We start from the raw sequence: 22,594 nt of genomic DNA on the forward strand, positions 1-22,594 counted from the left end.
GCAGAGAATGACAGCGTTGTTGAACAAGACCGGGTCTCCGGCCGAGCGGTTCACCTCCCGCAATCCCGACGACTTCGCCGTGCCGAGCGGCCGGGAGGAGGTCTGGCGGTTCAGCCCGCTGCGCAAGCTGCGCCCGCTGTTCCAGCCGTTCGTCTCCCAGGACTCCTTCCGGTTCGAGACCGAGCTGCCGGCCGGCGTCACCGTCCGGGTGGTCGGCCGCGATCACGAGCTGGTCGGCACGGCGCTGACCCCGGCCGACCGGGTCAGCGCGCTGGCGGCGGCCAACGTCGCGCAGGTCGTGCTGGTCACCATCGCGGCCGAGGCCCAGCTGTCCGACCCGATCACGCTGCGCTCGATCGGCAAGCCGGGCCTGAACTACGGCCACTTCGTGATCGACGCCCGGGCCTACAGCTCGGCCACCGTGGTGATGGACCACCTCGGCGAGGCGACGGTGGCCGCCAACGTGGAGGTGCTGGTGGGCGACGGCGCGAACCTCACGCTGATCAGCGTCCAGGACTGGGACGCCGGAGCCGTGCATGTCGCCGCGCACGCCGCGCGGCTGAGCCGGGACGCCCGCTACACCCACATCGCGGTCAACCTCGGCGGTGCCGTGGTGCGGCTGAACCCGACGGTGACCTACGCCGGCCCCGGCGCCGCGGCCGAGCTGTACGGCCTGTCCTTCGCCGGCCACGGCCAGCACCAGGAGTCCCGGCTGTACGTCGACCACTCGGTGCCGCACTGCAGCTCGCAGGTGACCTACAAGTCGGTGCTCGACGGCGACACCGCGCGGACGGTGTGGATCGGCGACGTCCGGATCCGGCCGGCAGCCGTGGCCACCACGACCTACGAGCTGAACCGCAACCTGCTGCTGACCGACGGCGCCCGGGCCGACTCCGTCCCCAACCTCGAGATCGAGACCGGTGAGATCGCCGGCGCCGGCCACGCCAGCGCCACCGGCCGCTTCGACGACCTGCAGCTGTTCTACCTGCAGTCGCGTGGCATCGCAGAGGACGAGGCGCGCCGGCTGGTGGTGCGCGGCTTCTTCGCCGAGGTGATCGATCACATCACGGTTCCCGAACTGCACGACCGGTTGATGGCCAGCATCGACGCCCGCCTCGGAGGCACGCCGGCCGGGCTGGAGGAGGGCTGATGGCAACCAGGCTCTGCGCGCTGGCCGAGCTCAGCTCCGGCGTCCCGCTGCGGGTCGAGCTCGACGATCTCGAGATCGCCGTCGTGAAGGTGGGTGAGGAGGTCTTCGCGATGGAGGATGTCTGCTCGCACGCCGACTTCCCGCTGTCCGACGGCGAGGTCGAGGACTGCACCATCGAGTGCGTTCTGCACGGCTCCCGCTTCGACCTGCGCACCGGCAAGCCGACCGGGCCGCCGGCGACCCGGCCGGTGCCGGTCTTCGCGACCTCGGTCCTCGACGGCGACGTCTACGCCGATCTCGACACCTGACCGCCGGCCCCGGCCGGCACCCGCACGTAACTGGAAACCTAAGGAGCACCAAGCAATGTCCGAGCTCGAGATCCGTGACCTGCACGTCGCCGTCGACGACACCCCGATCCTCAAGGGCGTCAACCTGACGGTCGCCTCCGGCCAGACGCACGCGATCATGGGTCCCAACGGTTCCGGCAAGTCCACCCTGGCGTACTCGATCGCCGGCCACCCGAAGTACACGGTGACCTCCGGCCAGGTGCTGCTGGACGGCCAGGACGTGCTGGCGATGGCCGTTGACGAGAGGGCCCGAGCGGGACTCTTCCTGGCCATGCAGTACCCGGTCGAGGTGCCGGGGGTGTCGGTGTCGAACTTCCTGCGCACCGCCGCCACCGCGATCCGCGGCGAGGCCCCCAAGCTGCGCACCTGGGTCAAGGAGGTCAACACCGCGATGGCCGAGCTGGAGATGGACAAGTCCTTCGCCGAGCGCAACGTCAACGAGGGCTTCTCGGGCGGCGAGAAGAAGCGCCACGAGATCCTGCAGATGGCGCTGCTCAAGCCGAAGATCGCCATCCTGGACGAGACCGACTCGGGCCTGGACGTCGACGCGCTGCGGACAGTCAGCGAGGGCGTCAACAGAGTCCGTGAGACCGGGATCGGCACCCTGCTGATCACCCACTACACCCGGATCCTGCGCTACATCAAGCCGGACTTCGTGCACGTCTTCTTCGACGGCCGGATCGTGGAATCAGGTGGCGCGGAGCTCGCCGACGAGCTCGAGGCGCACGGCTACGCCCGCTACGGCGCGAACGAGCCGGCGGCGGTGTTGTAGTGGTGGCCAGCGCTCCGACCTTGACCTCCGAGGCCGCTTTCGACGTCGAGGCGATCCGCAAGGACTTCCCGATCCTGTCCCGGCAGGTGCACGGGGTTCCGCTGGTCTACCTGGACTCGGCCAACACCTCGCAGAAGCCGCGGCAGGTGCTCGACGCCCTGGACGACTTCTACTCTCGGCACAACGCCAACGTCGCGCGTGCGGTGCACACCCTCGGCTCCGAGGCGACCACCATGTTCGAGGCGGCCCGCGACAAGGTGGCGGCGTTTATCAATGCCCCCCGCCGCGAAGAGGTGATCTTCACCAAGAACATCTCCGAGTCCCTCAACCTGCTGGCGTACTCGCTGTCGAACGCCACCACCTTCCCGGGTGCGGAGAAGTTCCGGATCGGCCCCGGCGACAACATCGTGGTGACCGAGATGGAGCACCACTCCAACCTGGTGCCCTGGCAGTTGCTGGCCCAGCGCACCGGTGCCGAGTTCCGCTACATCCCGATCGACGAGGACGGCCGGCTGGTCACCTCGGCGATCGCGGAGCGGATCGACGCGCGTACCAAGGTGGTGTCCTTCGTCCACCAGTCCAACGCCCTGGGCACCGTCAACCCGGTGGCCCGGATCGTGGCCCGGGCCAAGGAGGTCGGGGCACTGACCATCCTCGACGCCGCCCAGTCCGCGCCGCACCGGCCGGTGGACGTCCAGGCTCTGGGCGTCGACTTCCTCGGCTTCACCGGGCACAAGCTGTACGGGCCGACCGGCGTCGGCGTGCTCTGGGGCCGGTATGAGCTGCTGGCCGAGCTGCCGCCGTTCATGGGCGGTGGCGAGATGATCGAGACCGTCGACATGACCGGCACGACCTACGCCGCGCCGCCACACCGGTTCGAGGCCGGCACCCCGATGATCGCCGAGGCGGTCGGGCTGGGCGCGGCCATCGACTATGTCAGCGCCATCGGGATGGAGAACATCCAGGCGCGCGAGGACGAACTCACCGCCTATGCGCTGCAGGCGTTCGCGACGGTGCCCGGCCTGAAGGTGATCGGCCCGAACTCCCCGCAGGAGCGCGGCGCCACCATCTCCTTCGTGGTGAAGGGCATCCATCCGCACGACGTCAGCCAGCTGCTCGACGAGCAGGGCATCGCGGTGCGGGCCGGGCACCACTGCGCCCGCCCCGTGTGCGTCCGCTACGGCATCCCGGCCACCACCCGGGCCTCGTTCGGCATCTACACCACCACCGCCGAGATCGACGCCCTGGTCGCGGGACTAGCGCGGGTCCAGGAGATGTTCGGATGAGTGAGCATCGCAGCGAAGCGAGGAGCGGAGCGAATCAGGCGATGAGCGCTCGCGCGAAGAGCTGGGGAACAGTATGAGCCTGTCGATGGACTCCATGTACCAGCAGATCATCCTGGATCACTACAAGCACCCGCAGCACCGCGGCCAGATCGAGCCGTACGACGCCGAGGTGCACCACGTCAACCCGACCTGCGGCGACGAGGTGACGCTGCGGGTCCGGCTGGCCGACGGCGAGATCGCCGAACTCGGCTGGGTGGGCGAGGGCTGCTCGATCAGCCAGGCCTCCACCTCGGTGATGAGCGACCTGGTGGTCGGCAAGCCGATCGAGAATGCGATGCGGCTGCAGGAGAAGTTCCTGGAGCTGATGCAGTCGCAGGGGCAGAGCGAGCTGACCGAGGACGAGGCCGAAGCCCTCGAGGACGCGGTGGCCTTCGAGGGAGTGTCGAAGTACCCGGCGCGGGTCAAGTGCGCGCTGCTGGGCTGGATGGCGATGAAGTCGGCCGTGGCAGCGGCCAGTAGCGGTAGCGAACAGGGAGCACAGTCATGACTGAAGCCGGCACCATTCCCAAGCCGTCGCACGATGACGTCGAAGAGGCGCTGCGCGACGTGGTGGACCCCGAGCTCGGGATCAACGTCGTCGACCTGGGCCTGATCTACGGTCTGGACATCGCCGACGACGCGACCGTGACCGTCGACATGACGCTGACCTCGGCGGCCTGCCCGCTGACCGACGTGATCGAGGAGCAGGCCGAGTCCGCGCTGACCGGCGGGCCGAAGCCGCTGGCCAGCGCGCTGAAGATCAACTGGGTCTGGATGCCGCCGTGGGGGCCGGACAAGATCACCGATGACGGCCGCGAGCAGCTGCGGGCGCTCGGCTTCAACGTCTGACGCCGCGACTCGTTAGCAGCGTGGCTCGCGCCCTCGGGGCGTGCAAAGTGGCCAATTGCTAGCTACCATCCGCCCGCCAATCCTGCGGTGCTGTAGCTTGGAATAGTCGAGCGCGAGTGTGGTACGTCCATGGCTCGGGTCGCATAACACTTGTTGTGCAACACAAGTAGCTTTCGTTATTGTAAACACTCTGAGGTCGTGGCGACGTGATCGATCAGCCGAGCAAACAGATCAGGTCTAAACTGGCGAACAATCGCCGCATTGGAACTCCTGCAGCGGTCATTCCGAGGGCTGACAACGCAGAGCTTAAGCACCGTCGAGGCGGCCTATGGCAAAGGTCAGCCAAGTGGTTATTCCCGAATTCCGTGGCCACCGCTGCGTTTCTCGCCGTTTATTCCTGGGTTTGCTCGTACTGGTATTTGAGCGGTTTCGAGGCAGGCTTTGGAACGAACCTCGATCGGCTGGGTCTTGACCAGAGCATTGTTACTGGCCGGATTATCGCTTCAGTTTTCGTGATCTTACCCATCTACCTACTATTTGCCGCAGTAATAGTCTCTGTAGCGCTGTTATTGGTAACGGGCCTGGTTGGCGCGATAGTTCTGGCGATCCTTGCTGCCTCGTCGAGGGCAACACTTCTGCGGCTTTGGCGTAAGCTGCGCGGGTGGGTGACGAAGTTTCTGGCCGGTAATTCGTATGTCCTTCGCGCGTACCTTCTTATGCTCGCCGTCATCATCCTTGTCGGGACTCCCATTGTCCTGAATACAGCGGGGTACAGGGATGCCCATCGCATACTTAGCCAAACTACCTTCGTCGATGATTCGACGCAGCTCCAATTCTTCTTCCGTGCGCAAGTTCAACCGGTACAGGCCCATTGGATGTCGCCGACTCCCAGCCCTCTAAACGGTACTCCTGAAGAGCCCGAGGCCATTGTGAATGGGTTCTTTCTGGGTGCGTATAACGGGACGACGATCTTTTACAATCTGGATGACTGCTCGATCTATTACCTCCCCACCGGGAGTGTTTCCCTCGTGGAGCGAATCGGCGCATCATCCGATGGTGCAGTTAGCGAGAGCCCCTCAAAGCCTCAATGTTAGTTGTGACCAAGATTTGATCACGACGTCCCGGCGGTACCGTGAGGTGGCTCCGTACGTTCACTCTCTGCCAAGGTGCCGGAGGTCAGCCGAGGCTGGACGCGCTGAAGGTGTCGCAACCGCCCGGGTCGCCGCCGCGGTAGCCGGTGCCAAACCACTTCTGCCGCTGCGCGGACGATCCGTGGGTGAACTTGCTCTTGTCCACCCCGCCGCTGCCCAGGTGTGACTGGATCCAGTCGTCACCGATCCGCCCGGCCGTGTCGAGCGCCGCGTTGATGTCGGACTGGGTGAGGTTCTCGATGAACGGCCGTCCGTTGGCGGCCGGCACCGTGGTGGCGTGGTTGGCCCAGACGCCTGCCAGGCAGTCGGCCTGCAACTCCAGGCGCACCGAGTCCGAGCTGGCGCCGCTCTGGCCGTGGTTGACCCGGTCCTCGATGCCCAGCAGGTCCTGCACGTGGTGGCCGTACTCGTGGGCGAGCACGTAGGCGTTGACGAACGCCCCGCCGGTCGCGCCGAACTGGGTCTTGAGCTGGTCGAAGAACGACAGGTCGATGTAGACCTTGGCATCGGCCGGGCAGTAGAACGGGCCGACACCGGCATCGGCGGCACCGCAGCCGGTGTTGACCTGGCCGGTGAAGAACACGGTGGGGGACTTGCTGTACCGGGTGCCCTGCCGGGGCAGCTCGGTGGCCCAGAACGCCTGGATCGAGTCGATGTCGGCGACGATCGCGCAGTCGGAGCGCTCGTTGGCGTCAGCACCGGTACGGCACTCGCTGCTGAGGTCGGAGTTGCTGATCGAGTTGGGGTTCGAGCCCTGGCCGAGGCTGCCCAGCCCGCCGGGCAGCGCGCCGGTCGAACTGCCGCCGCCACCGCCGCCCAGGACGTTGAACAGGACCACCACGATCAGCCCGACCAGGCCGAGGCCACCGCCGCCGGCGGCCAGCCCACCCCTGCCGAAACCGCCGCCGCCACGGGCGTCCTGGACCTGGGAGGTGTCGAGCTGGGCGTCGTCGTTGAACTGCATGGCGCGGTCTCTCCTTGCGGTGCGAACGGGCGGCTGTGGCGGGAACTCGTTCTCACGGTAACCGGCCCAGTCCCCGGGCGGATGTCATCGAGTAATGAATTGCCTGGGCGACACTAGGTCTCATCGAAGGATTTAGGGCGGCACCCTGACCTAATTTCCGCACACCAACCCGCGAATAGGCCCATTTGACCGGTTCCGCTGCTACCCTGCACGGCGTAAAAGACGATCCCGTCCCGGGCCGGAATTGAAGGTGGCTAGGTTCATGCGGCAGCCTGACCCGGAAGAGTCCGATCCCAGCTTCCGAAATGCTCTGCGGGTGCGCGAGTACCGGCTGTTGTGGATGGCCGGCGCGCAGTCCAGTGCCGGTGATCAGCTGGCCCGGATCGCCATCGTGCTGCTCGTCTACGCGCGCTCGGGCTCGGCGGCGGTCAGCGCGGTTACCTACGCCCTGACGTTCCTGCCGGCGCTGGCGGGCGGGGTGTTCCTGTCGGGGCTGGCTGATCGTTTCCCGCGGCGGACGGTCATGGTGACGTGTGACCTGATCCGGTTGCTGTTGCTTTTGCTGATGGCCTCGGCCGACCTGAGCACGCTGGTCATCGATGTGATCCTCGTTCTGCTCGTCCTGGTGGGGGCGCCGTTCTCGGCTGCCTCGGTGGCGGTGATGCCCGATGTGCTGCCACCGAGGCACTATGTCGCCGGCGTCTCGCTGACCGTGGTCACCGGGCAGTTGGCGCAGCTGCTCGCCTTCGCCGCCGGCGGGGTGTGCGTCGCCTTCCTCGGCGTCCGGACGACGCTGCTGATCGATGCCGCCACCTTCGCTATCTCGGCCGCTGTCGTCCGGTACGGCCTGTCCGACCGGGTCGCGCCGCTGGCGTCGGCGGCCGACGGCGCCGTACGGGAGTCCTACCTCCGCAGGCTCTCCGGCGGCATGCGCCTGATCTCTCGCGATCCGCTGCTGCGCTGTCTGGTGCTCTTCGCCTGGTTCCCGGTGTTCTACATCGCGCCGGAGGCGATCGCCCCCGCCTACGCGCGGTCACTCGGCGGCGGCCCCACCGCGACCGGGCTGTTGATGGCGGCGATGCCGGCCGGCACCGCGATCGGGGTCTGGGCGTTCGGGCGGCGCGGTTCGGATGCGGCCCGGGCGCGGGCGGTGCCGTACCTGGCCGCCGGCGCGGGCGCGGCGCTGATCGGCAGCTGGCTGTCGCCGACGCTGGCGGTGTCGCTCCTGCTGTGGCTGGTGTGCGGGGTGTGCTCCGCGTACTACATCTCGGTCACAACCCGCTTCGTCCGCCGCACGCCTGCTCACCTGCGCGGTCAGGTGGTCGGCCTGGGAGGCGCCGGCCTGACCGCGATGCAGGGCGTCGGATCGGTCGCCGCGGGAGTTCTGGCCTCAGCCTGGTCGCCGCCCGCCGCTGTCGGCATCGCAGGCGTTGCCGGCGTGCTGAGTGTCGCGGCACTCCTGGTTCCGCTGCGCCGTGCCGAACGGCACGCTGCCCACGAGCCGCTCAAGCTCACCACGACCGCCTACCCGGATCAGCGCGCCCTCACCGTCACCGACTGAACCCGGCCGGTTCGTCCAACCCCGTCACCGACTGAACCCGGCCGGTTCGTCCAACACCGAGCGAGCTCGGCCGGTCGAACACCGACCGAAGAGTTCCGCGTCGGCCCGGCCGGCCACCCCTCCCCGATCGCGGCCGGAGGGGCGAACCGGCCCGATGCGGTAATCTGGACCCGTGGCCACCGTCCGGGATTGATCGCGCACTCGTCGCCAGCTGACCACCCGACCCGCCGCCCGAGCAACCGGAAAGACCTCCCATGATCACCGCCACCGACCTCGAACTGCGCGCGGGTGCCCGGCTGCTGCTGCAGCCCACCACCCTGCGGGTCCAGGCCGGCGACCGGATCGGCCTGGTCGGGCGCAACGGCGCCGGCAAGACCACCAGCCTGAAGGTGCTCGCCGCCGAGACCCTGCCGCACGGCGGCCAGGTGAGCAGCACCTCGCCGGTCGGCTACCTTCCCCAGGATCCCCGTACCGGCGACCTGGCACAGACAGCCGGTGACCGCGTGCTGTCGGCCCGCGGCCTGGACGAGATCCTGCACGAGCTGACCGCGGTCGGTCACCGGCTCGCTGACGAGCACGGCGACGAGGCGCTGGTGCGCCGCTACGGCCAGCTCGAAGAGCGGTTCTCAGCGCTCGGCGGGTACGCCGCCGAGGCCGAGGCCGCCCGGATCTGCGCCCACCTGGGGCTGCCCGAGCGAGTGCTGGCCCAGCCGCTGGGCACCCTGTCCGGTGGCCAGCGCAGGCGCATCGAGCTGGCCCGGATCCTGTTCGCCGACTCCGCCGGCGAGCCGACCACGCTGCTGCTGGACGAGCCCACCAACCACCTCGACGCCGACTCGATCGTCTGGTTGCGCGACTTCCTCAAGGGCCACCGGGGCGGGCTGATCGTGGTCAGCCACGACGTCGAACTGCTGGACGCGGTGGTGAACAAGGTCTGGTACCTCGATGCCAACCGCAGCGCCGTCGATGTCTACAACGTCGGCTGGAAGACCTACCTCAAGCAGCGCGAGGCCGACGAGCGCCGGCGTCACCGGGAGCGGGCCAACGCCGAGCGCAAGATCGATTCGCTGCGCGGCCAGGCCGACAAGATGCGGGCCAAGGCCACCAAGGCGAAGGCGGCCCAGCAGATGCTGCGCCGGGCCGATGCCCTCAACGCCGGGCTGGCCGAGGTCCGGGTCCACGACAAGGTGGCCCGGCTGCGCTTCCCCGACCCGGCGCCGTGCGGGCGCACCCCGCTGACCGCCGACGGACTGTCGAAGTCCTACGGCTCGCTGGAGGTCTTCACCGACGTCGGACTGGCAATCGACCGGGGCACCCGGGTGGTGGTGCTCGGGCTGAACGGGGCGGGCAAGACCACCCTGCTGCGGCTGCTGGCCGGGGCCGAGAAGCCCGACACCGGCGAGGTGCTGCCCGGACACGGCCTGCGGCTGGGCTACTACGCCCAGGAGCACGAGACATTGGACACCGAGCGGACGGTGCTGGAGAACATGCGCAGCGCCGCTCCGGACCCGGCCGACCTGCAGCTGCGCAGCATCCTCGGGGCGTTCCTGTTCTCCGGCGAGGACGTCGACAAGCCCGCCGGGGTGCTCTCCGGCGGTGAGAAGACCCGGCTGGCGCTGGCGATGCTGGTGACCAGTGCGGCCAACGTGCTGCTGCTGGACGAGCCCACCAACAACCTGGACCCGGCCAGCCGCGAGCAGGTGCTGGACGCGTTGCACCGCTATGCCGGGGCGATCGTGCTGGTGACTCACGACGAGGGTGCGGTGGAAGCGCTTAACCCCGACAAGGTGATCTTGCTGCCCGACGGTGTCGAGGACAGTTGGAGCCCCGATCTTGCCGACCTGGTGGCGCTGGCCTGACCTGCTGGATCACGTTGCCCATTGCGGTGCGGTGGCCAGCCTGCTAGCAAGGTGATGCGTGCAAAACGGATCACTGCACCACGGTGCTGCGCTGCGTTATCCAATGAGAGGACTGACGGTGGCTGATCTGAAGAAGGGCGCCCGCATCACGGGGTCCGATAGGAACAAGTTGGCGAGCGAAGTGAAGAAGCAGTATGAGAAGGGCCGCAGCATCCGCGAGCTGGCGGACACCCACGGCCGTTCGTACGGTTTCATCCACCGGCTGCTGAGCGAGAACGAGGTGTCGCTGCGCAGCCGCGGCGGCGCCACCCGGGGAAAGAAGAACGTCTCCTGACCCCCGAAAGCGGCCTTCAGCCTCCAGAAATCCCGGCCGTCGCCGGGTTCAGCGTCGAACTGTCGCACGCCGGCCAGCTCGCCACGTTCACCCTGAACCGGCCCGCCAAGCGCAACGCCCAGAACCCGCTGACCTGGGCCTGGCTGAGCCGGACGGTCAACGCGCTGCCCGGCACGGTCCGGATGCTGGTGGTGCGGGGCGAGGGACCGTCGTTCTCAGCCGGCCTGGACCGGGCGATGTTCACCCCGGAGGGTCTGGACGGGATTCCGAGCGTGCACGAGCTGGCCCGGGCCGGGCACGACGAGGCCAGCGCCGAGATCGCCGGTTACCAGCACGGCCTCGCGGTCTTCGCCCGGCCGGCCCTGGTCAGCCTCGCGCTGGTGCAGGGGCACGCGGTCGGCGCCGGCTTCCAGCTCAGCCTGGCCTGTGACGTCCGGATCGCGGCCGAGGACGCCCAGTTCAGCATGGCCGAGGTCACCCTCGGCCTGGTGCCCGATCTCGGCGGCACCAAGCGCCTGGTGGAGCTGGTCGGTTACTCGCGTGCCGCCGAGATCTGCCTCACCGGACGCCGGGTGGACGCCACCGAGGCGTTGCAAATCGGGCTGGTGAGCAGCGTGGTGGGCTCCGGCGATCTGGCCGAGGCGGGGGAGCGGTTCGTCACCCGGATCCTGGAACAGCCGGTCACCGCCGTCACCGAGATCAAGGCGTTGCTGCTGGCCGCCGCCGACCGGTCCCAGGGTGAGCAGGAGCGGGCCGAGCGCGAGGCGCAGCACCGCCAGCTCCGGGCGCTGGCCGGCCTGGCCGAGTAACGCGGGCCGAGCGCCGGAGTAGTCCCGGACTAACGCAGCGGAGCAATCCGCCGGCACGCGCGTCGCAGTGAGCGCTGGCCGAACGCTGCTTGGATCGTTGGCCGCGCTGCCGAGTGCCGATCGGCGTGTCGCCCTGCTAGGCGGCCAACGATCCCTTGAGCGGCCCTGCTAGGCGGCCAACGATCCCTTGAGCGGCACTGCTAGGCGGCCAACGATCCCTTGAGCGGCCCTGCTAGGCGGCCAAACCATCGGCTTGCCGCCACGAGCGGCGACCCGATCCCAGCAGCGCTAGCCGGCTGACGCGCCCCAGCGCGGCCGCATCGTTGGCCGCGCTGCCGAGTGCCGATCGGCGTGTCGCCCTGCTTGGCGGCCAGCGAGCGGCGGGTTGCGCTGCCAGCGAATTAGGCGGCCAGCAAGCCGCAGCCGTTCCCGGACGCGCGGATAATTGACGGGTGATGACGCGATGATGCCCGGAGCGGGTGGCAACTACTCGGTGATGCGCTCGATGCGCCGGGACTCGACGCTGTCCAAGCGCCCGCTGCGCGACGGCACCGCCCGCCGGGTGATCGCCTTCGCCCGGCCGTACCGCGCGGAGCTGGTGCTGTTCCTGGTGATCATCGGGCTGGACGCGCTGATCGGGGTCGCCACCCCGGTGCTGGCCGGCCGGGTGATCAACCAGATCACCAGCCGCGGCGAGGTCCGGGTGGTGATCTGGATCGCGGTGATCATCGCCGGCCTGGCGGTCATCGACGCGGGGCTGTCCCTGCTGCAGCGGTGGTTCTCCTCCCGGATCGGCGAGGGCCTGATCTTCGACCTGCGTACCAGCGTCTTCGACCACATCCAGCGGATGCCGCTGGCGTTCTTCACCCGGACCCAGACCGGCGCCCTGGTCAGCCGGCTCAACAGCGACGTCCTGGGCGCCCAGCAGGCGTTCACCTCGACCCTGTCCGGGGTGGTGAGCAACGTCATCAGCCTGGTGTTCACGGCGGCGGTGATGTTCACCCTGTCCTGGCAGATCACCGCGCTGGCGCTGGTGCTGCTGCCGGTGTTCGTGCTGCCGGCCAAGCGGGTCGGCAGCACCCTGCAGGCCATCACCCGGGAGTCCTACGGCCTGAACGCCTCGATGAACGCCACCATGACCGAGCGGTTCAACGTCTCCGGGGCGTTGCTGGTGAAGCTGTTCGGCAAGCCGGTGGACGAATCGGTGTCGTTCAGCTCCCGCGCCGCCCGGGTCCGCGACATCGGCGTCCGGTCGGCGATGTACGGCCGGGCCCTGTTCGCCGCGCTGAGCCTGGTGGCAAGCCTGGCGCAGGCGCTGGTCTACGGCCTGGGTGGTTACTACGCGCTCACCGGGCAGCTCTCGACAGGCACCGTGGTCACCCTGGCGTTGCTGCTGTCCCGGCTGTACGGCCCGCTGATGTCGCTGTCCAACATCCGGGTCGACGTGATGAGCGCCCTGGTGAGCTTCGACCGGGTCTTCGAGGTGCTCGACCTGGCGCCGCTGATCGACGACGCCCCGGACGCCGTGCCGATCGACATCAAGCCGGCAGCGGCCTCGGTCGAGTTCGATGACGTCTGGTTCTCCTACCCGACCGCCTCCGAGGTCTCGCTGGCCTCGCTGGAGGACGTCGCGGTGCTGGACCAGACCCCCAGCCAGGACGTGCTGCGCGGCGTCAGCTTCACCGCCGCGGCCGGCCAGATGATCGCCCTGGTCGGCCCGTCCGGTGCCGGCAAGACCACCATCAGCCAGCTGGTTCCGCGGATTTATGACGTCCGGACCGGCGCGGTCCGGGTCGGTGGCCAGGACGTCCGGTCGGTCACCCAGCAGTCGCTGCGGGACGTGATCGGGGTGGTGAGCCAGGACGCCCACCTCTTCCACGACACGATCGCCGCCAACCTGCGCTACGCCCGCCCGCAGGCCACCGACGCCGAGCTGTGGCAGGCGCTGCGGGCGGCCAATATCGGCGACAAGATCGCCGAGCTTCCGGACGGGCTGGAGACGGTGGTCGGCGACCGTGGCTACCGGCTGTCCGGCGGGGAGAAGCAGCGGATCGCGATCGCCCGGCTGCTGCTGAAGGCCCCGCCGATCGTGATCCTGGACGAGGCCACCGCCCACCTGGACAGCGAGAGCGAGCGGGCGGTGCAGCAGGCGCTGGCGGGTGCCTTGCAGGGCCGGACGTCGCTGGTGATCGCGCACCGGCTGTCCACCATCCGGGCGGCCGACCGAGTGCTGGTGATCGACGAGGGCCGGATCGTGGAGTCCGGCACCCACGACGAGCTGCTGCGGGCCGGCGGGCTGTACGCCGAGCTCTACCGCACCCAGTTCGCCCCCGGCAGGCAAGCGCGTGTCGACGAAGTTGACACTGAGGTAGCAGCTAAGGCGTGACCGAGTGGTTCACTTTTGATGGTCATCCCCCCAAGGGCCGAACACCGTAACGCTGGATTGGACTGAATTCAGGTTTCGCCTGGACCCGAATCAGGGCCTATAATCTCGTGCATGCAGACGACGTCCCTGTCCGACCTCAAGGCGCACCTGTCGGAGTACACGGAGCGTGCGGAGGTGGAACACGAGCAGTACACCATCACGCGCAACGGCCGGCCCGCGGTTGTGATCGTGTCGGTCGATGAGTGGGAGTCGATGCAGGAGACGCTGTTCTGGCTGTCGCAGCCGCGCATCCATGAGGATCTCGCCGAGGCCGAAGACGACATCGCCGCGGGGCGGGTCTATGACGAAGCCCAGATCCGCCAGGCACTGAACTTGCCGCCGCGGCGGTGACAGGCAGTACGCCGGAGTACCGGACGGTGCTTACGTCGGCCGCGCTGCGCAGCGTGCAGGCGGTCCCGCCGCGGATCGCCGAGCCGCTGTTGGCCTTCGTCTTCGGCAGTCTCGCCGAAGAGCCGAGGCGCCGCGGGAAGCCTCTGCAAGGTGAGTTGGCGGGGCGATGGAGCGCCCGCCGCGGTGACTACCGTATCGTCTATCGACTCGACGATGACACCAAGACGATGTACGTGCTCAAGATCGCCCGCCGTGTGGATGTCTACCGCCCAGGATGAGCGCTGACGACACCGATCTTGAGGACGTCCGGCTGCGCGGTTAGCCGGGCAGGCGACCCGGCAGGCGCCTCCGGTGACGGTGCGGCTGAGCGGCGGCCGCCCGCGGGTCAGCGCACCCGGTCCGGCGTGAACGGGGTCAGGCAGAACGGATGGCCGGCCGGGTCGAGCAGCACCTGCCAGCGTGGGTCCGGCTGCTCCGGCAGGGTGGCCCCCAGCGCGACGGCCTGCTCCGCGGCAGCGCCGAGGTCGGCGCCGGTCAGGTCCAGGTGCACGATCGACGTCCCCGGCCAGGCCGGGGGCACGTAGCCATCGACCCGCTGGGCTACCAGTACCGCGCCGGGCACCTCCACCCCGACGCTGGATTCCTTGGCCCACAACTGGCGGCCGCCGAGCAGCGCCCGGTAGAAATCCGCGAGCCGCTGCGGGTGGGCACAGTCCAGCGAGATCCCGACCAGCCGCGCCAGGGGAATCTGGGTCACCCGCGGCACGCTACGCCGGACCGGCGGCGAGCAAGAGAGCTAGGTGCATGCCCGCCGGTGAGCGGTAGTGCCGGCAGGGCGGGTGACCGCTCAGCGGACGGGATGTTCCTGCCGGGCGTCAGTTCGCGGCCAAGGAGGCGACCAGCGAGTCCGGCGAGGTCAACAGGGCCTGGAACGCCAGCTCCGCGGCACCGATCAGCGCCGAGTCCTGGTCCAGTCCCGGCAGCAGCACCTGCACGCCGGCCCGGGCGGCGGCCATCGCCCGCCGGTCGAGTTCGGTCTCTACCGACGCCCGGTCCAGCCGGACCACCTCGGCCAGCGAGCCGCCCACCACGATCGCCTGCGGGTTGAAGCAGTTCACCACGTTGGCAAGGCAGCGGCCCAGCCAGACGGCCACCGTGCGCACGGCGATCACCGCCCGCTCATCGCCGGCGGCCGCGGCCTCGAACACCGTGGCGACCGCCCGGGGCCCGTGCTGGGCGGTCACCCCGGCCGCCCGCAGCAGCGCGTGCTCGCCGATGTAGGTCTCGATGCAGCCGGTGCTGCCGCAGTGGCACGGCGGACCGTCCGGGTTCACCGTCATGTGCCCGATCTCGCCGGCATAACCGCCGGCCCCGTGCAGCTGGCTGCCCTCGGCGATGATGCCGCTGCCGACGCCGACGCTGCCGTTGAGGTAGACGAGATGGTCATAGCCGATGGCGGCACCTCGCTGGTGCTCGGCGACCGCGCCCAGGTCGGCGTCGTTGCCGGCCTGCACGTCCAGCTGGCGGGGCAACCGGTCGGCCAGCAGCGCGGCGAACGGCACCGCCCGCCAGTTCAGGTTCGGCGCGTGCTCGACGAAGCCGTCCCGGCGCCGGACCGTGCCGGGAATGCTGACCCCGATCCCGACCGGCCCCTGTGAGCCGGGCAGCCGGTCGGCCAGCCAGCCGGCGTCGGCGACGATCTGGTCGACCACCGCCTGCGGAAACCGCTCGGCACCCTCGATCGCGGTGGTCCGGCGCTCGTGCACGGTGCCACCCAGGCCCACCGCCGCGGTGACGATCCGCTCGACGGCCACATCGACCGCCAGCACGTACGGCCCGTCCGCGCGCGGGGCCACCACGTGCGAGGGCCGGCCGGCCCGGTCACGCCCGGACGGCACGTACTCCGTGACCAGCCCGAGCGCGACCAGATCCGAGACCAGCGCGCCGATGGTGCTGCGGTTGAGCCCCATCGCCGCGGTCAGGTCCGCCCGGGTCAGCTCACCGTGCTGGTGGATCGAGCGAAGCAGCCGGCTGAGGTTGTGCCGGCGGATCTCCTCGGGGCGAACGGCGACCCGTTGCGCGGCCAACGGCCCACCTTTCCCTTACCGAGAGCGTTGCCTTACCGAGAGCGAGCCCTTACCGAGAGCGAGAGCGTCGATGTAGCTGGTGTCGATGTAGTTGGTGCAGCCGAGTAAGGGACGCTCAGCCGAGGCCGGCCGCGCCGGCCCGCCTGCGTGAGAGGGCGTCGATCGCCGCGGCCAGCATCAGCACCAGGCCGGTGACGACGTACTGCACCGCCGAACCGTTGGTGCCCTTGACCAGGTCGGCCATGCCGTTGTAGATCACCTCGACCACCAGGCCGCCGATGATCGCGTCGATGACCCGGCCCTTGCCGCCGAACAGGCTGGTGCCACCGATCACCGCCGCGCCGACCGCCAGCAGCAGGGTGTTGCCGCCGTAGTTGTCGACGCTGACCGACTTGACGTTGCTGGCGATCAGGATGCCGCCGATGGCAGCCATGAAGGAGCTGATCACAAAGACCGAGATCCGGATCCGGTCGACCTGGATACCGGCGCGCCGGGCGGCCTCCTCGTTGCCACCGACGGCGTAGACGTGCCGCCCGTAGCGGGTCCGGCTGAGGATGAAGGTCCAGACCACCAACAGGACGACCACCAGCAGGATCACCCAGGGAACGCCCTCCAGCTTGGGCGGCCTCACCAGTTCCAGTTTGCCGTTGACGTTCTGCGGGATCGCCTTCTTGTTGATCGCCCGGTCCTTGTTCAGGACGTAGACCATCCCGAAGACCAGCACCGCGACACCGAGGATCTTGAGTGCGCTGACCGAGTTCGGTTCGGCGGACAGCCCGGCCCGGCGGCGGGTCAGCGACGCCGACAGCTTGACCGCCGCGTACAGCGCGACGCAGGCGGCGGCGAACAGCCACCCGAGCCACAGCGGCATCTGGTTGTTCTCGATGCCGTTGATGACGTTGTCGGTGACGCTGACGTTGCCCTGCTGGCCCTTGCCGTTGTTCAGCACGTACAGCGCGATCCCCTGGAACGCCAGGAAGAACGCCAGCGTCACCACGAACGAGGGAATCCTGACCTTGGCCCGCAAGAGCCCGATCAGCACGCCGATCACCACACCGGTCAGCAGCGCCGCGCCGATCGACACCGGCCACGGCGCGTGGTAACCGACCATCAGCCGCACCATCACCGCGGCGCAGACCCCGGCGGCGTACCCGGCGGACAGGTCGATCTCGCCGAGCAGCAGCACGAAGACCAGGCCCATCGCGATCACGATCGGGCCCGAGCCCTCGGTGAGCAGCACCGAGACGTTGTACAGCTTGTGGAACGACGGCTGCAGGATGCTGAACAGGATGACCAGGACGATCAGGCCGGTCACGGCGGGCAGCGACCCCATGTCGCCGCCTCGCAGCCGCGACACGTAGTTGCGGGCGTAGTCACCGACGCCGTTGCCGACCGGCGCGGTCGCCGCCATCACCGCCAGGCTGTGCGGATCGGGCGTCTCGTCCGGGTCGGGAGCGGCTGTTGTCGAGGTGGCCGAGGACGTGTCGGAGGTGGTCATGCCGAGGCTCCCGTCATTCCGGCACCGGCGGGAACGCCGGTGATGCTGTCGGAGCGTCCGGTGGTGATCAGCTCGACGAGCTGGGTCTGGTTCACCGACGCGCGGTCCACGATGGCGGCCATCCGGCCGAGATAGAGCGCGGCGATCCGGTCGGAGACCTCGAGCACGTCCAGCATGTTGTGGGAGATCAGGACCACGGCCAGGCCCCGGTCGGCCAGCCTCCGGACCAAGCTCAGCACCTGGGCGGTCTGCGCCACACCCAGCGCGGCGGTCGGCTCGTCGAGGATGACGATCTTGGAGTTCCACAGCACCGACTTGGCGATGGCCACGGTCTGGCGCTGGCCACCGGACAGGCTCGATACCCGTTGCCGGACCGATTTGACGGTTCGTACCGACAGCGAGGCCAGCGTCTCGGACGCGGCTCGCTCCATCGCGTTCTCGTCCAGCGTCAGGCGGCTCGTGGTCTCGCGGCCGAGGAACATGTTCTGGACGATGTCGAGGTTCTCGCACAACGCGAGGTCCTGATAGACGATCTCGATGCCGAGCGCGGCGGAGTCACGAGGCGTCCGGACGTGCACCGGTGCGCCGTCGAACAGGTACTCACCGGAATCGATGGTGTACGTGCCGCCGATGCACTTGACGAGGGTGGACTTGCCGGCACCGTTGTCGCCGATGAGTGACACCACCTCGCCGGCTCTGGCTTCGAAGTCCACCCCGTGCAGCACCTGCACGGGTCCGAAGCTCTTGTTCACGTTCCGCAGCTGGAGCAAAGGCTGATCAGTCACGTGCTGTCTCCTGGGTTCGGTCCGCGGCGAGGCGTCGGAGCGGGTATGGCATGCGGGGCGGCTCACGAGGCCGGCCGACGGGGCGTTACCCCGCCGACCGGCTTACGAGGCCGGCCGACGGGCGCTGCCCCGCCGACCGGCCACCCATGATCGAACTCTTACTTGACGCCGGCGGCGGTGCACAGCGCGGCGTAGCTGCCGGTGCACACCTGGCTCTTGGCCGTGTAGCCGTCGTTGATCGGGATTGCGACGTTCTCCTTGGTGATCGCGACCGGGGTAGCCAGGATCGCGGGGACCATCTTTCCGGTCTTCGGGTCCTTGATCTGCTGGGTGGTCTCCGGGATCTGACCGTTGGCCAGCTGCGCCGCTGCCTTCACCGCGGGGCCGGCTTCCTCGCTGGACGGCTTGTAGATGGTGAAGCACTGGTTGCCGGCCAGGATCTGCTGCAGGCCGGACGGGGAGGCGTCCTGACCGGACACCGCGACCTTGCCGTTGAGGTGCAGGTTGGTCAGGTTGGTGATGACGGCGCCGGCCATGGTGTCGTTGGCGACCATCACCGCGCCGATGTCGGGGTTCTTCTGGATGAAGCTGTTGAACACCCGTGAGGCGGTCGGGGCGTCCCAGTTACCGGTCTGCTTGCCGACCCGCGTCCAGCCCGGGGTCTTGCTGAGCACGCTGTCGTATCCCTGGGCGAAGAGGATGGCGTTGTTGTCGGTCGGAGCGCCGTCGATGTCGACGTACTTGACCGCCGACTTGCCCTTGACCTGCGGGCACTCCGTCAGCGCCTTGCCCTGGACCTCGCCCACCTTGACGTTGTCGAAGGAGACGTAGAGCGCCGCGCCGCCACCGGGGGTCAGCCGGTCGTAGTCGATGGTGATGACGCCGTTCTTAGTGGCTTCCTGCTCGATGGTGGCACCGGACGCGGCGTCGAGGTTGACCAGCATCAGGACCTTGATCCCGCTCGAGGCCATCTGCGAGGCGATGGTCTTCTGCTTGGCGGCGGATCCACCGGCGTTCTGGATGTCGCACTGCAGGTTCGCCTTCGCGCAGTCAGCCTTCAGGGCGTCCGGGTCGGCCGACACCCAGCGGTTGGAGGACTGGGTGTCGGGCAGGATGATGCCGACCTTGGCACCCTTGCCGTCCACGGTGCCACCGGCGGGGGCCGAGCTGGAGCTGGAGCCCGAGGTGGTCGTACTGGGGCTGGGGTTGCTGGTGCTGACGCTGCTGGTGGTGCCGCCCGCGGGGGCGGAGTTGTCGTTCTTGTCCGAGGAACACCCGCCCAGAGCGAGCGAGGCCGCGGCCCCGACGACGATCAGGCCGATTGCGCTCTTGCGCATGGGCAATTCCGCCTTTCGCGGTGCAGGATCGAGGATGCGGCTGTCAGCGGACCCGTCGATCACAGGAATGTTGTCGGCGGGAACATATCCCCGAAGTGACGTCGCGGCAAAGAGTCCGACATCGAGTTGTTACCGAGGAGCGGTACTCCGGACGCGCTGGATCGCTGTCACTTCACGGCGATCAAATAAGCGGGGTCAGCACACGGGTCCGAGTCGATGCCGTGCCTGGTCGAGGGCCAGCGGGACGGAGGCGCGGGCCGTCAGTCCAGCAGCGAGCGCAGCACGTACTGCATGATCCCGCCGTGCCGGTAGTACTCGGCCTCGCCGGGGGTGTCGATCCGAACCGTCGCGGAGAACGTCCAGCCGTCGGAGGCGTCGGCGGAGTCGTCACCGGCCGGGGTGGCCCGCACCTCGACCTGACGCGGGATCTCGCCGCCGGAGTTCAGCGCGGTGATCCCGGTGATGGTGAAGGTCTCGGTGCCGGTCAGGCCGAGGGTCTCGGCGTTCTCACCCTTCGGGTACTGCAGCGGCAGCACACCCATCCCGATCAGGTTGGACCGGTGGATGCGCTCGTAGGACTCCGCGATCACCGCCCGGACGCCGAGCAGTGCCGTGCCCTTGGCCGCCCAGTCCCGCGACGAGCCCGAGCCGTACTCCTTGCCGGCCAGGACCACCAGCGGGGTGCCCGCCGCGGCGTAGCTCACCGAGGCGTCGTAGATCGTGGTGACCGGAGCCTCGGCCGGATCCTCGGCAGCGCTGAAGTCGCGGGTGAAGCCGCCCTCGGTCCCTGCAGCGATCTGGTTGCGCAGCCGGATGTTGGCGAAGGTGCCCCGGATCATCACCTCGTGGTTGCCGCGCCGGGAGCCGTAGGAGTTGAAGTCCTTGCGCTCGACGCCGTGCTCGGCCAGGTACTTGCCGGCCGGCGAGTCCGCCCGGATCGAGCCGGCCGGGCTGATGTGGTCGGTGGTGACCGAGTCGCCCACCTTGACCAGCACCCGGGCGTCGCCGATGTCGGTGACCGGGGCTGGTTCGCGCTGCATGCCGTCGAAGTACGGGGGCTTGCGGACGTAGGTCGACTCCGGGTCCCAGGTGAAGGTCTGTCCCTCGGGCGTCGACAGCGACTGCCAGCGCTCGTCACCGGCGAAGACGTCGGCGTAGTCGGCGACGAACATCTCGCGGGCGATCGCCCCGCCGACCACCTCTTCCACCTCGGCGGTGCTGGGCCAGATGTCGCGCAGGAAGACGTCCCGGCCGTCCTGGTCCTTGCCCAGCGGCTCGGTGTACAGGTCGAGGTCCATCGTCCCGGCCAGGGCGTAGGCGACCACCAGCGGCGGCGAGGCGAGGTAGTTCATCTTGACGTCGGGGTTGATCCGGCCCTCGAAGTTCCGGTTGCCCGACAGCACCGCGGTGACGGCGAGGTCGGCCTCATTGACCGCCGCGCTCACCTCCGGGATCAGCGGTCCGGAGTTGCCGATGCAGGTGGTGCAGCCGTAGCCGACCAGGTTGAACCCGAGCTTGTCCAGGTACGGGGTGAGCCCGGCCCGGTCGTAGTAGTCGCTGACCACCTTCGACCCCGGTGCCAGCGTGGTCTTGACCCACGGCTTGCGGGTCAGCCCCCGCTCCACGGCCTTCTTGGCCAGCAGCGCCGCGCCGATCATCACCGACGGGTTGGAGGTGTTGGTGCACGAGGTGATCGCGGCGATGGTGACCGCGCCGTGGTCGAGCTCGAACTCGGTGCCGTCGGCGAGCGTCACCCGGGTGGGCGAGCTGGGCCGGCCGGAGCCGGACGCGGCGCTGGACACCAGCTCGCCGGGCGCGGGCTCGGCGTGGCCGGCCGCCTGGCTGGGCGGGTCGCTGGCCGGGAAGGACTCCATCGACGCCTCGTCCTGACCGGGCTTTCCGGCCGCCACCGGGTCGATCGGGTCATCGACGTAGGCGCTCAGCGCGGTCCGGAAGGACGTCTTGGCCTCGGTGAGCGAGACCCGGTCCTGCGGCCGTTTGGGGCCGGCGATCGAGGGCACCACGGTGCCCAGGTCCAGCTCGAGGTATTCGGAGTACTCGGCTTCGGTGGCCGGGTCGTGCCAGAGTCCTTGAGCCTGGGCATAGGCCTGCACCAGCGCGATCTGCTCGGGGCTGCGGCCGGTCAGTTCCAGGTAGGAGATGGTCTCGTCATCGATCGGGAACACCGCGATGGTGGAGCCGTACTCCGGGCTCATGTTCCCGATGGTGGCGCGGTTGGCCAGCGGGACCGCCGCCACCCCGTCGCCGTAGAACTCCACGAACTTGCCGACCACGCCGTGCTGGCGAAGCATCTCGGTGATGGTCAGCACCAGGTCGGTGGCGGTGGTGGCCTCGGGCAGCTGGCCGGTCAGCTTGAACCCGACCACCCGCGGGATCAGCATCGACACCGGCTGGCCGAGCATCGCCGCCTCGGCCTCGATGCCGCCGACGCCCCAGCCGACGATGCCCAGGCCGTTGATCATGGTGGTGTGCGAGTCGGTGCCGACCACGGTGTCCGGGTAGGCCATCAGGACGTCGCCGTCGGCCGTCGTCACGGTGCGGCCGAACACCACCCGGGCCAGGTGCTCGATGTTCACCTGGTGGACGATCCCGGGACCCGGCGGGACCACCTTGAACTCGTCGAACGCGGTCTGGCCCCAGCGCAGGAACTGATAACGCTCCCCATTGCGCTGGTACTCGATCTCCATATTCCGCTCCAGCGCCCCGGCATTGCCGAACACATCGATCTGCACCGAATGATCAATCACCATCTCCGCCGGCGCCAGCGGATTCACCTTCTTCGGATCCCCGCCCAGTTCGGCCACCGCCTCGCGCATGGTCGCCAGGTCCACCACGCACGGAACCCCGGTGAAGTCCTGCATGATCACCCGGGCCGGGGTGAACTGGATCTCCGTATCCGGCTCGGCCTCCGGATTCCACCCGGCCAGGGCCCGCACATGATCGGCGGTGATATTGGCCCCGTCCTCGGT

Annotated in this window: 21 protein-coding genes; 14 read left to right on the forward strand and 7 right to left on the reverse strand. The window is 68.8% G+C overall.

The features are described from left to right. Nucleotides 1-7: 7 nt before the first annotated feature. The 7 genes from sufD to VF542_RS09605 all read left to right on the forward strand — a co-directional run bounded on the left by sufD (nucleotide 8) and on the right by VF542_RS09605 (nucleotide 5,537). Nucleotides 8-1,150 (forward strand): Fe-S cluster assembly protein SufD, encoded by a 1,143-nt coding sequence (sufD, locus tag VF542_RS09575; protein WP_408651470.1) that lies wholly within the window; start codon nucleotides 8-10, stop codon nucleotides 1,148-1,150. Then, the gene (locus VF542_RS09580) at nucleotides 1,147-1,458 is read left to right on the forward strand and encodes a non-heme iron oxygenase ferredoxin subunit (protein WP_408651493.1); all 312 of its coding nucleotides are present in this window, start codon (nucleotides 1,147-1,149) and stop codon (nucleotides 1,456-1,458) included. The genes sufD and VF542_RS09580 overlap by 4 nt, the downstream gene beginning before the upstream one ends. Before the next feature lie 55 nt (nucleotides 1,459-1,513). Further along, nucleotides 1,514-2,269, forward strand: coding sequence for a Fe-S cluster assembly ATPase SufC (sufC, locus tag VF542_RS09585; RefSeq protein WP_408651471.1), 756 nt, complete (start codon nucleotides 1,514-1,516; stop codon nucleotides 2,267-2,269). Beyond that, on the forward strand, nucleotides 2,269-3,555 hold the full coding sequence (locus tag VF542_RS09590; protein ID WP_408651472.1) for a cysteine desulfurase: 1,287 nt from the start codon (nucleotides 2,269-2,271) through the stop codon (nucleotides 3,553-3,555). The genes sufC and VF542_RS09590 overlap by 1 nt, the downstream gene beginning before the upstream one ends. Nucleotides 3,556-3,634: 79 nt before the next feature. Beyond that, a complete protein-coding gene (sufU, locus tag VF542_RS09595) occupies nucleotides 3,635-4,102 on the forward strand; it encodes a Fe-S cluster assembly sulfur transfer protein SufU (RefSeq protein ID WP_408651494.1) in 468 nt (155 codons plus the stop codon). Beyond that, nucleotides 4,099-4,443: a metal-sulfur cluster assembly factor gene (locus tag VF542_RS09600; protein WP_408651473.1), complete on the forward strand. Its 345-nt coding sequence runs from the start codon at nucleotides 4,099-4,101 to the stop codon at nucleotides 4,441-4,443. The genes sufU and VF542_RS09600 overlap by 4 nt, the downstream gene beginning before the upstream one ends. Nucleotides 4,444-4,649: 206 nt before the next feature. After that, nucleotides 4,650-5,537 (forward strand): hypothetical protein, encoded by an 888-nt coding sequence (locus VF542_RS09605; RefSeq protein ID WP_408651474.1) that lies wholly within the window; start codon nucleotides 4,650-4,652, stop codon nucleotides 5,535-5,537. An 82-nt stretch (nucleotides 5,538-5,619) separates the two neighbouring features. On the opposite strand, the gene ypfJ is transcribed toward VF542_RS09605, so the two are convergent. Then, a complete protein-coding gene (gene ypfJ / locus VF542_RS09610) occupies nucleotides 5,620-6,558 on the reverse strand; it encodes a KPN_02809 family neutral zinc metallopeptidase (RefSeq protein ID WP_408651475.1) in 939 nt (312 codons plus the stop codon). 262 nt (nucleotides 6,559-6,820) lie between these two features. Here ypfJ and VF542_RS09615 point away from each other — a divergent pair, with 262 nt between their 5' ends. The 7 genes from VF542_RS09615 (at nucleotide 6,821) to VF542_RS09645 (ending at nucleotide 14,175) form a co-directional block, all read left to right on the forward strand. Beyond that, nucleotides 6,821-8,119, forward strand: coding sequence for an MFS transporter (locus tag VF542_RS09615; RefSeq protein ID WP_408651476.1), 1,299 nt, complete (start codon nucleotides 6,821-6,823; stop codon nucleotides 8,117-8,119). A gap of 254 nt (nucleotides 8,120-8,373) precedes the next feature. Beyond that, nucleotides 8,374-9,978, forward strand: coding sequence for an ABC-F family ATP-binding cassette domain-containing protein (locus tag VF542_RS09620; protein ID WP_408651477.1), 1,605 nt, complete (start codon nucleotides 8,374-8,376; stop codon nucleotides 9,976-9,978). Nucleotides 9,979-10,096: 118 nt separating this feature from the next. Beyond that, the gene (locus VF542_RS09625) at nucleotides 10,097-10,312 is read left to right on the forward strand and encodes a helix-turn-helix domain-containing protein (protein ID WP_408651478.1); all 216 of its coding nucleotides are present in this window, start codon (nucleotides 10,097-10,099) and stop codon (nucleotides 10,310-10,312) included. A 59-nt stretch (nucleotides 10,313-10,371) separates the two neighbouring features. Continuing rightward, nucleotides 10,372-11,121: an enoyl-CoA hydratase/isomerase family protein gene (locus tag VF542_RS09630; RefSeq protein ID WP_408651495.1), complete on the forward strand. Its 750-nt coding sequence runs from the start codon at nucleotides 10,372-10,374 to the stop codon at nucleotides 11,119-11,121. Nucleotides 11,122-11,566: 445 nt separating this feature from the next. Next, nucleotides 11,567-13,507, forward strand: coding sequence for an ABC transporter ATP-binding protein (locus VF542_RS09635; protein WP_408651479.1), 1,941 nt, complete (start codon nucleotides 11,567-11,569; stop codon nucleotides 13,505-13,507). 111 nt (nucleotides 13,508-13,618) lie between these two features. Then, a complete protein-coding gene (locus VF542_RS09640; RefSeq protein WP_408651480.1) occupies nucleotides 13,619-13,897 on the forward strand; it encodes a type II toxin-antitoxin system Phd/YefM family antitoxin in 279 nt (92 codons plus the stop codon). Continuing rightward, nucleotides 13,894-14,175, forward strand: a complete 282-nt coding sequence (locus VF542_RS09645) for a type II toxin-antitoxin system RelE family toxin (protein ID WP_408651481.1) — start codon at nucleotides 13,894-13,896, stop codon at nucleotides 14,173-14,175. Before VF542_RS09640 ends, VF542_RS09645 begins: the two co-directional genes overlap by 4 nt. 107 nt (nucleotides 14,176-14,282) lie before the next feature. Here VF542_RS09645 and VF542_RS09650 read toward each other — a convergent pair whose 3' ends face one another. From VF542_RS09650 to VF542_RS09675, 6 genes are all read right to left on the reverse strand, one after another. Beyond that, nucleotides 14,283-14,654 carry a VOC family protein gene (locus VF542_RS09650; protein ID WP_408651482.1) on the reverse strand — a complete coding sequence of 124 codons (372 nt, stop codon included), beginning with the start codon at nucleotides 14,652-14,654 and terminating at the stop codon, nucleotides 14,283-14,285. Nucleotides 14,655-14,772: 118 nt separating this feature from the next. Then, nucleotides 14,773-15,984 (reverse strand): ROK family protein, encoded by a 1,212-nt coding sequence (locus VF542_RS09655; RefSeq protein WP_408651483.1) that lies wholly within the window; start codon nucleotides 15,982-15,984, stop codon nucleotides 14,773-14,775. Nucleotides 15,985-16,099: 115 nt separating this feature from the next. After that, entirely contained in the window at nucleotides 16,100-17,395 is a 1,296-nt protein-coding gene (locus VF542_RS09660) for a sugar ABC transporter permease (RefSeq protein WP_408651496.1), read from the reverse strand. Nucleotides 17,396-17,478: 83 nt separating this feature from the next. After that, complete coding sequence (locus VF542_RS09665) at nucleotides 17,479-18,267, reverse strand: ATP-binding cassette domain-containing protein (RefSeq protein WP_408651484.1); 789 nt, start codon at nucleotides 18,265-18,267, stop codon at nucleotides 17,479-17,481. A 158-nt stretch (nucleotides 18,268-18,425) separates the two neighbouring features. Beyond that, nucleotides 18,426-19,604 (reverse strand): sugar ABC transporter substrate-binding protein, encoded by a 1,179-nt coding sequence (locus VF542_RS09670; protein ID WP_408651485.1) that lies wholly within the window; start codon nucleotides 19,602-19,604, stop codon nucleotides 18,426-18,428. Nucleotides 19,605-19,864: 260 nt separating this feature from the next. After that, the coding region (locus VF542_RS09675) for an aconitate hydratase (protein WP_408651486.1) at nucleotides 19,865-22,594 on the reverse strand (2,730 nt) is incomplete at its 5' end.

It is taken from the genome of Jatrophihabitans sp., from assembly GCF_036389215.1.
Lineage (GTDB): Bacteria > Actinomycetota > Actinomycetes > Mycobacteriales > Jatrophihabitantaceae > Jatrophihabitans_A.

Bases quoted from the DNA above. Each gene is read 5' to 3' on its own strand.
- sufD (WP_408651470.1), top strand. From the start codon at position 8: ATGACAGCGTTGTTGAACAAGACCGGGTCTCCGGCCGAGCGGTTCACC.
- sufC (WP_408651471.1), top strand. From the start codon at position 1,514: ATGTCCGAGCTCGAGATCCGTGACCTGCACGTCGCCGTCGACGACACC.
- VF542_RS09600 (WP_408651473.1), top strand. From the start codon at position 4,099: ATGACTGAAGCCGGCACCATTCCCAAGCCGTCGCACGATGACGTCGAA.
- ypfJ (WP_408651475.1), bottom strand. From the start codon at position 6,558: ATGCAGTTCAACGACGACGCCCAGCTCGACACCTCCCAGGTCCAGGAC.
- VF542_RS09615 (WP_408651476.1), top strand. From the start codon at position 6,821: ATGCGGCAGCCTGACCCGGAAGAGTCCGATCCCAGCTTCCGAAATGCT.
- VF542_RS09620 (WP_408651477.1), top strand. From the start codon at position 8,374: ATGATCACCGCCACCGACCTCGAACTGCGCGCGGGTGCCCGGCTGCTG.
- VF542_RS09640 (WP_408651480.1), top strand. From the start codon at position 13,619: ATGCAGACGACGTCCCTGTCCGACCTCAAGGCGCACCTGTCGGAGTAC.
- VF542_RS09660 (WP_408651496.1), bottom strand. From the start codon at position 17,395: ATGGCGGCGACCGCGCCGGTCGGCAACGGCGTCGGTGACTACGCCCGC.
- VF542_RS09670 (WP_408651485.1), bottom strand. From the start codon at position 19,604: ATGCGCAAGAGCGCAATCGGCCTGATCGTCGTCGGGGCCGCGGCCTCG.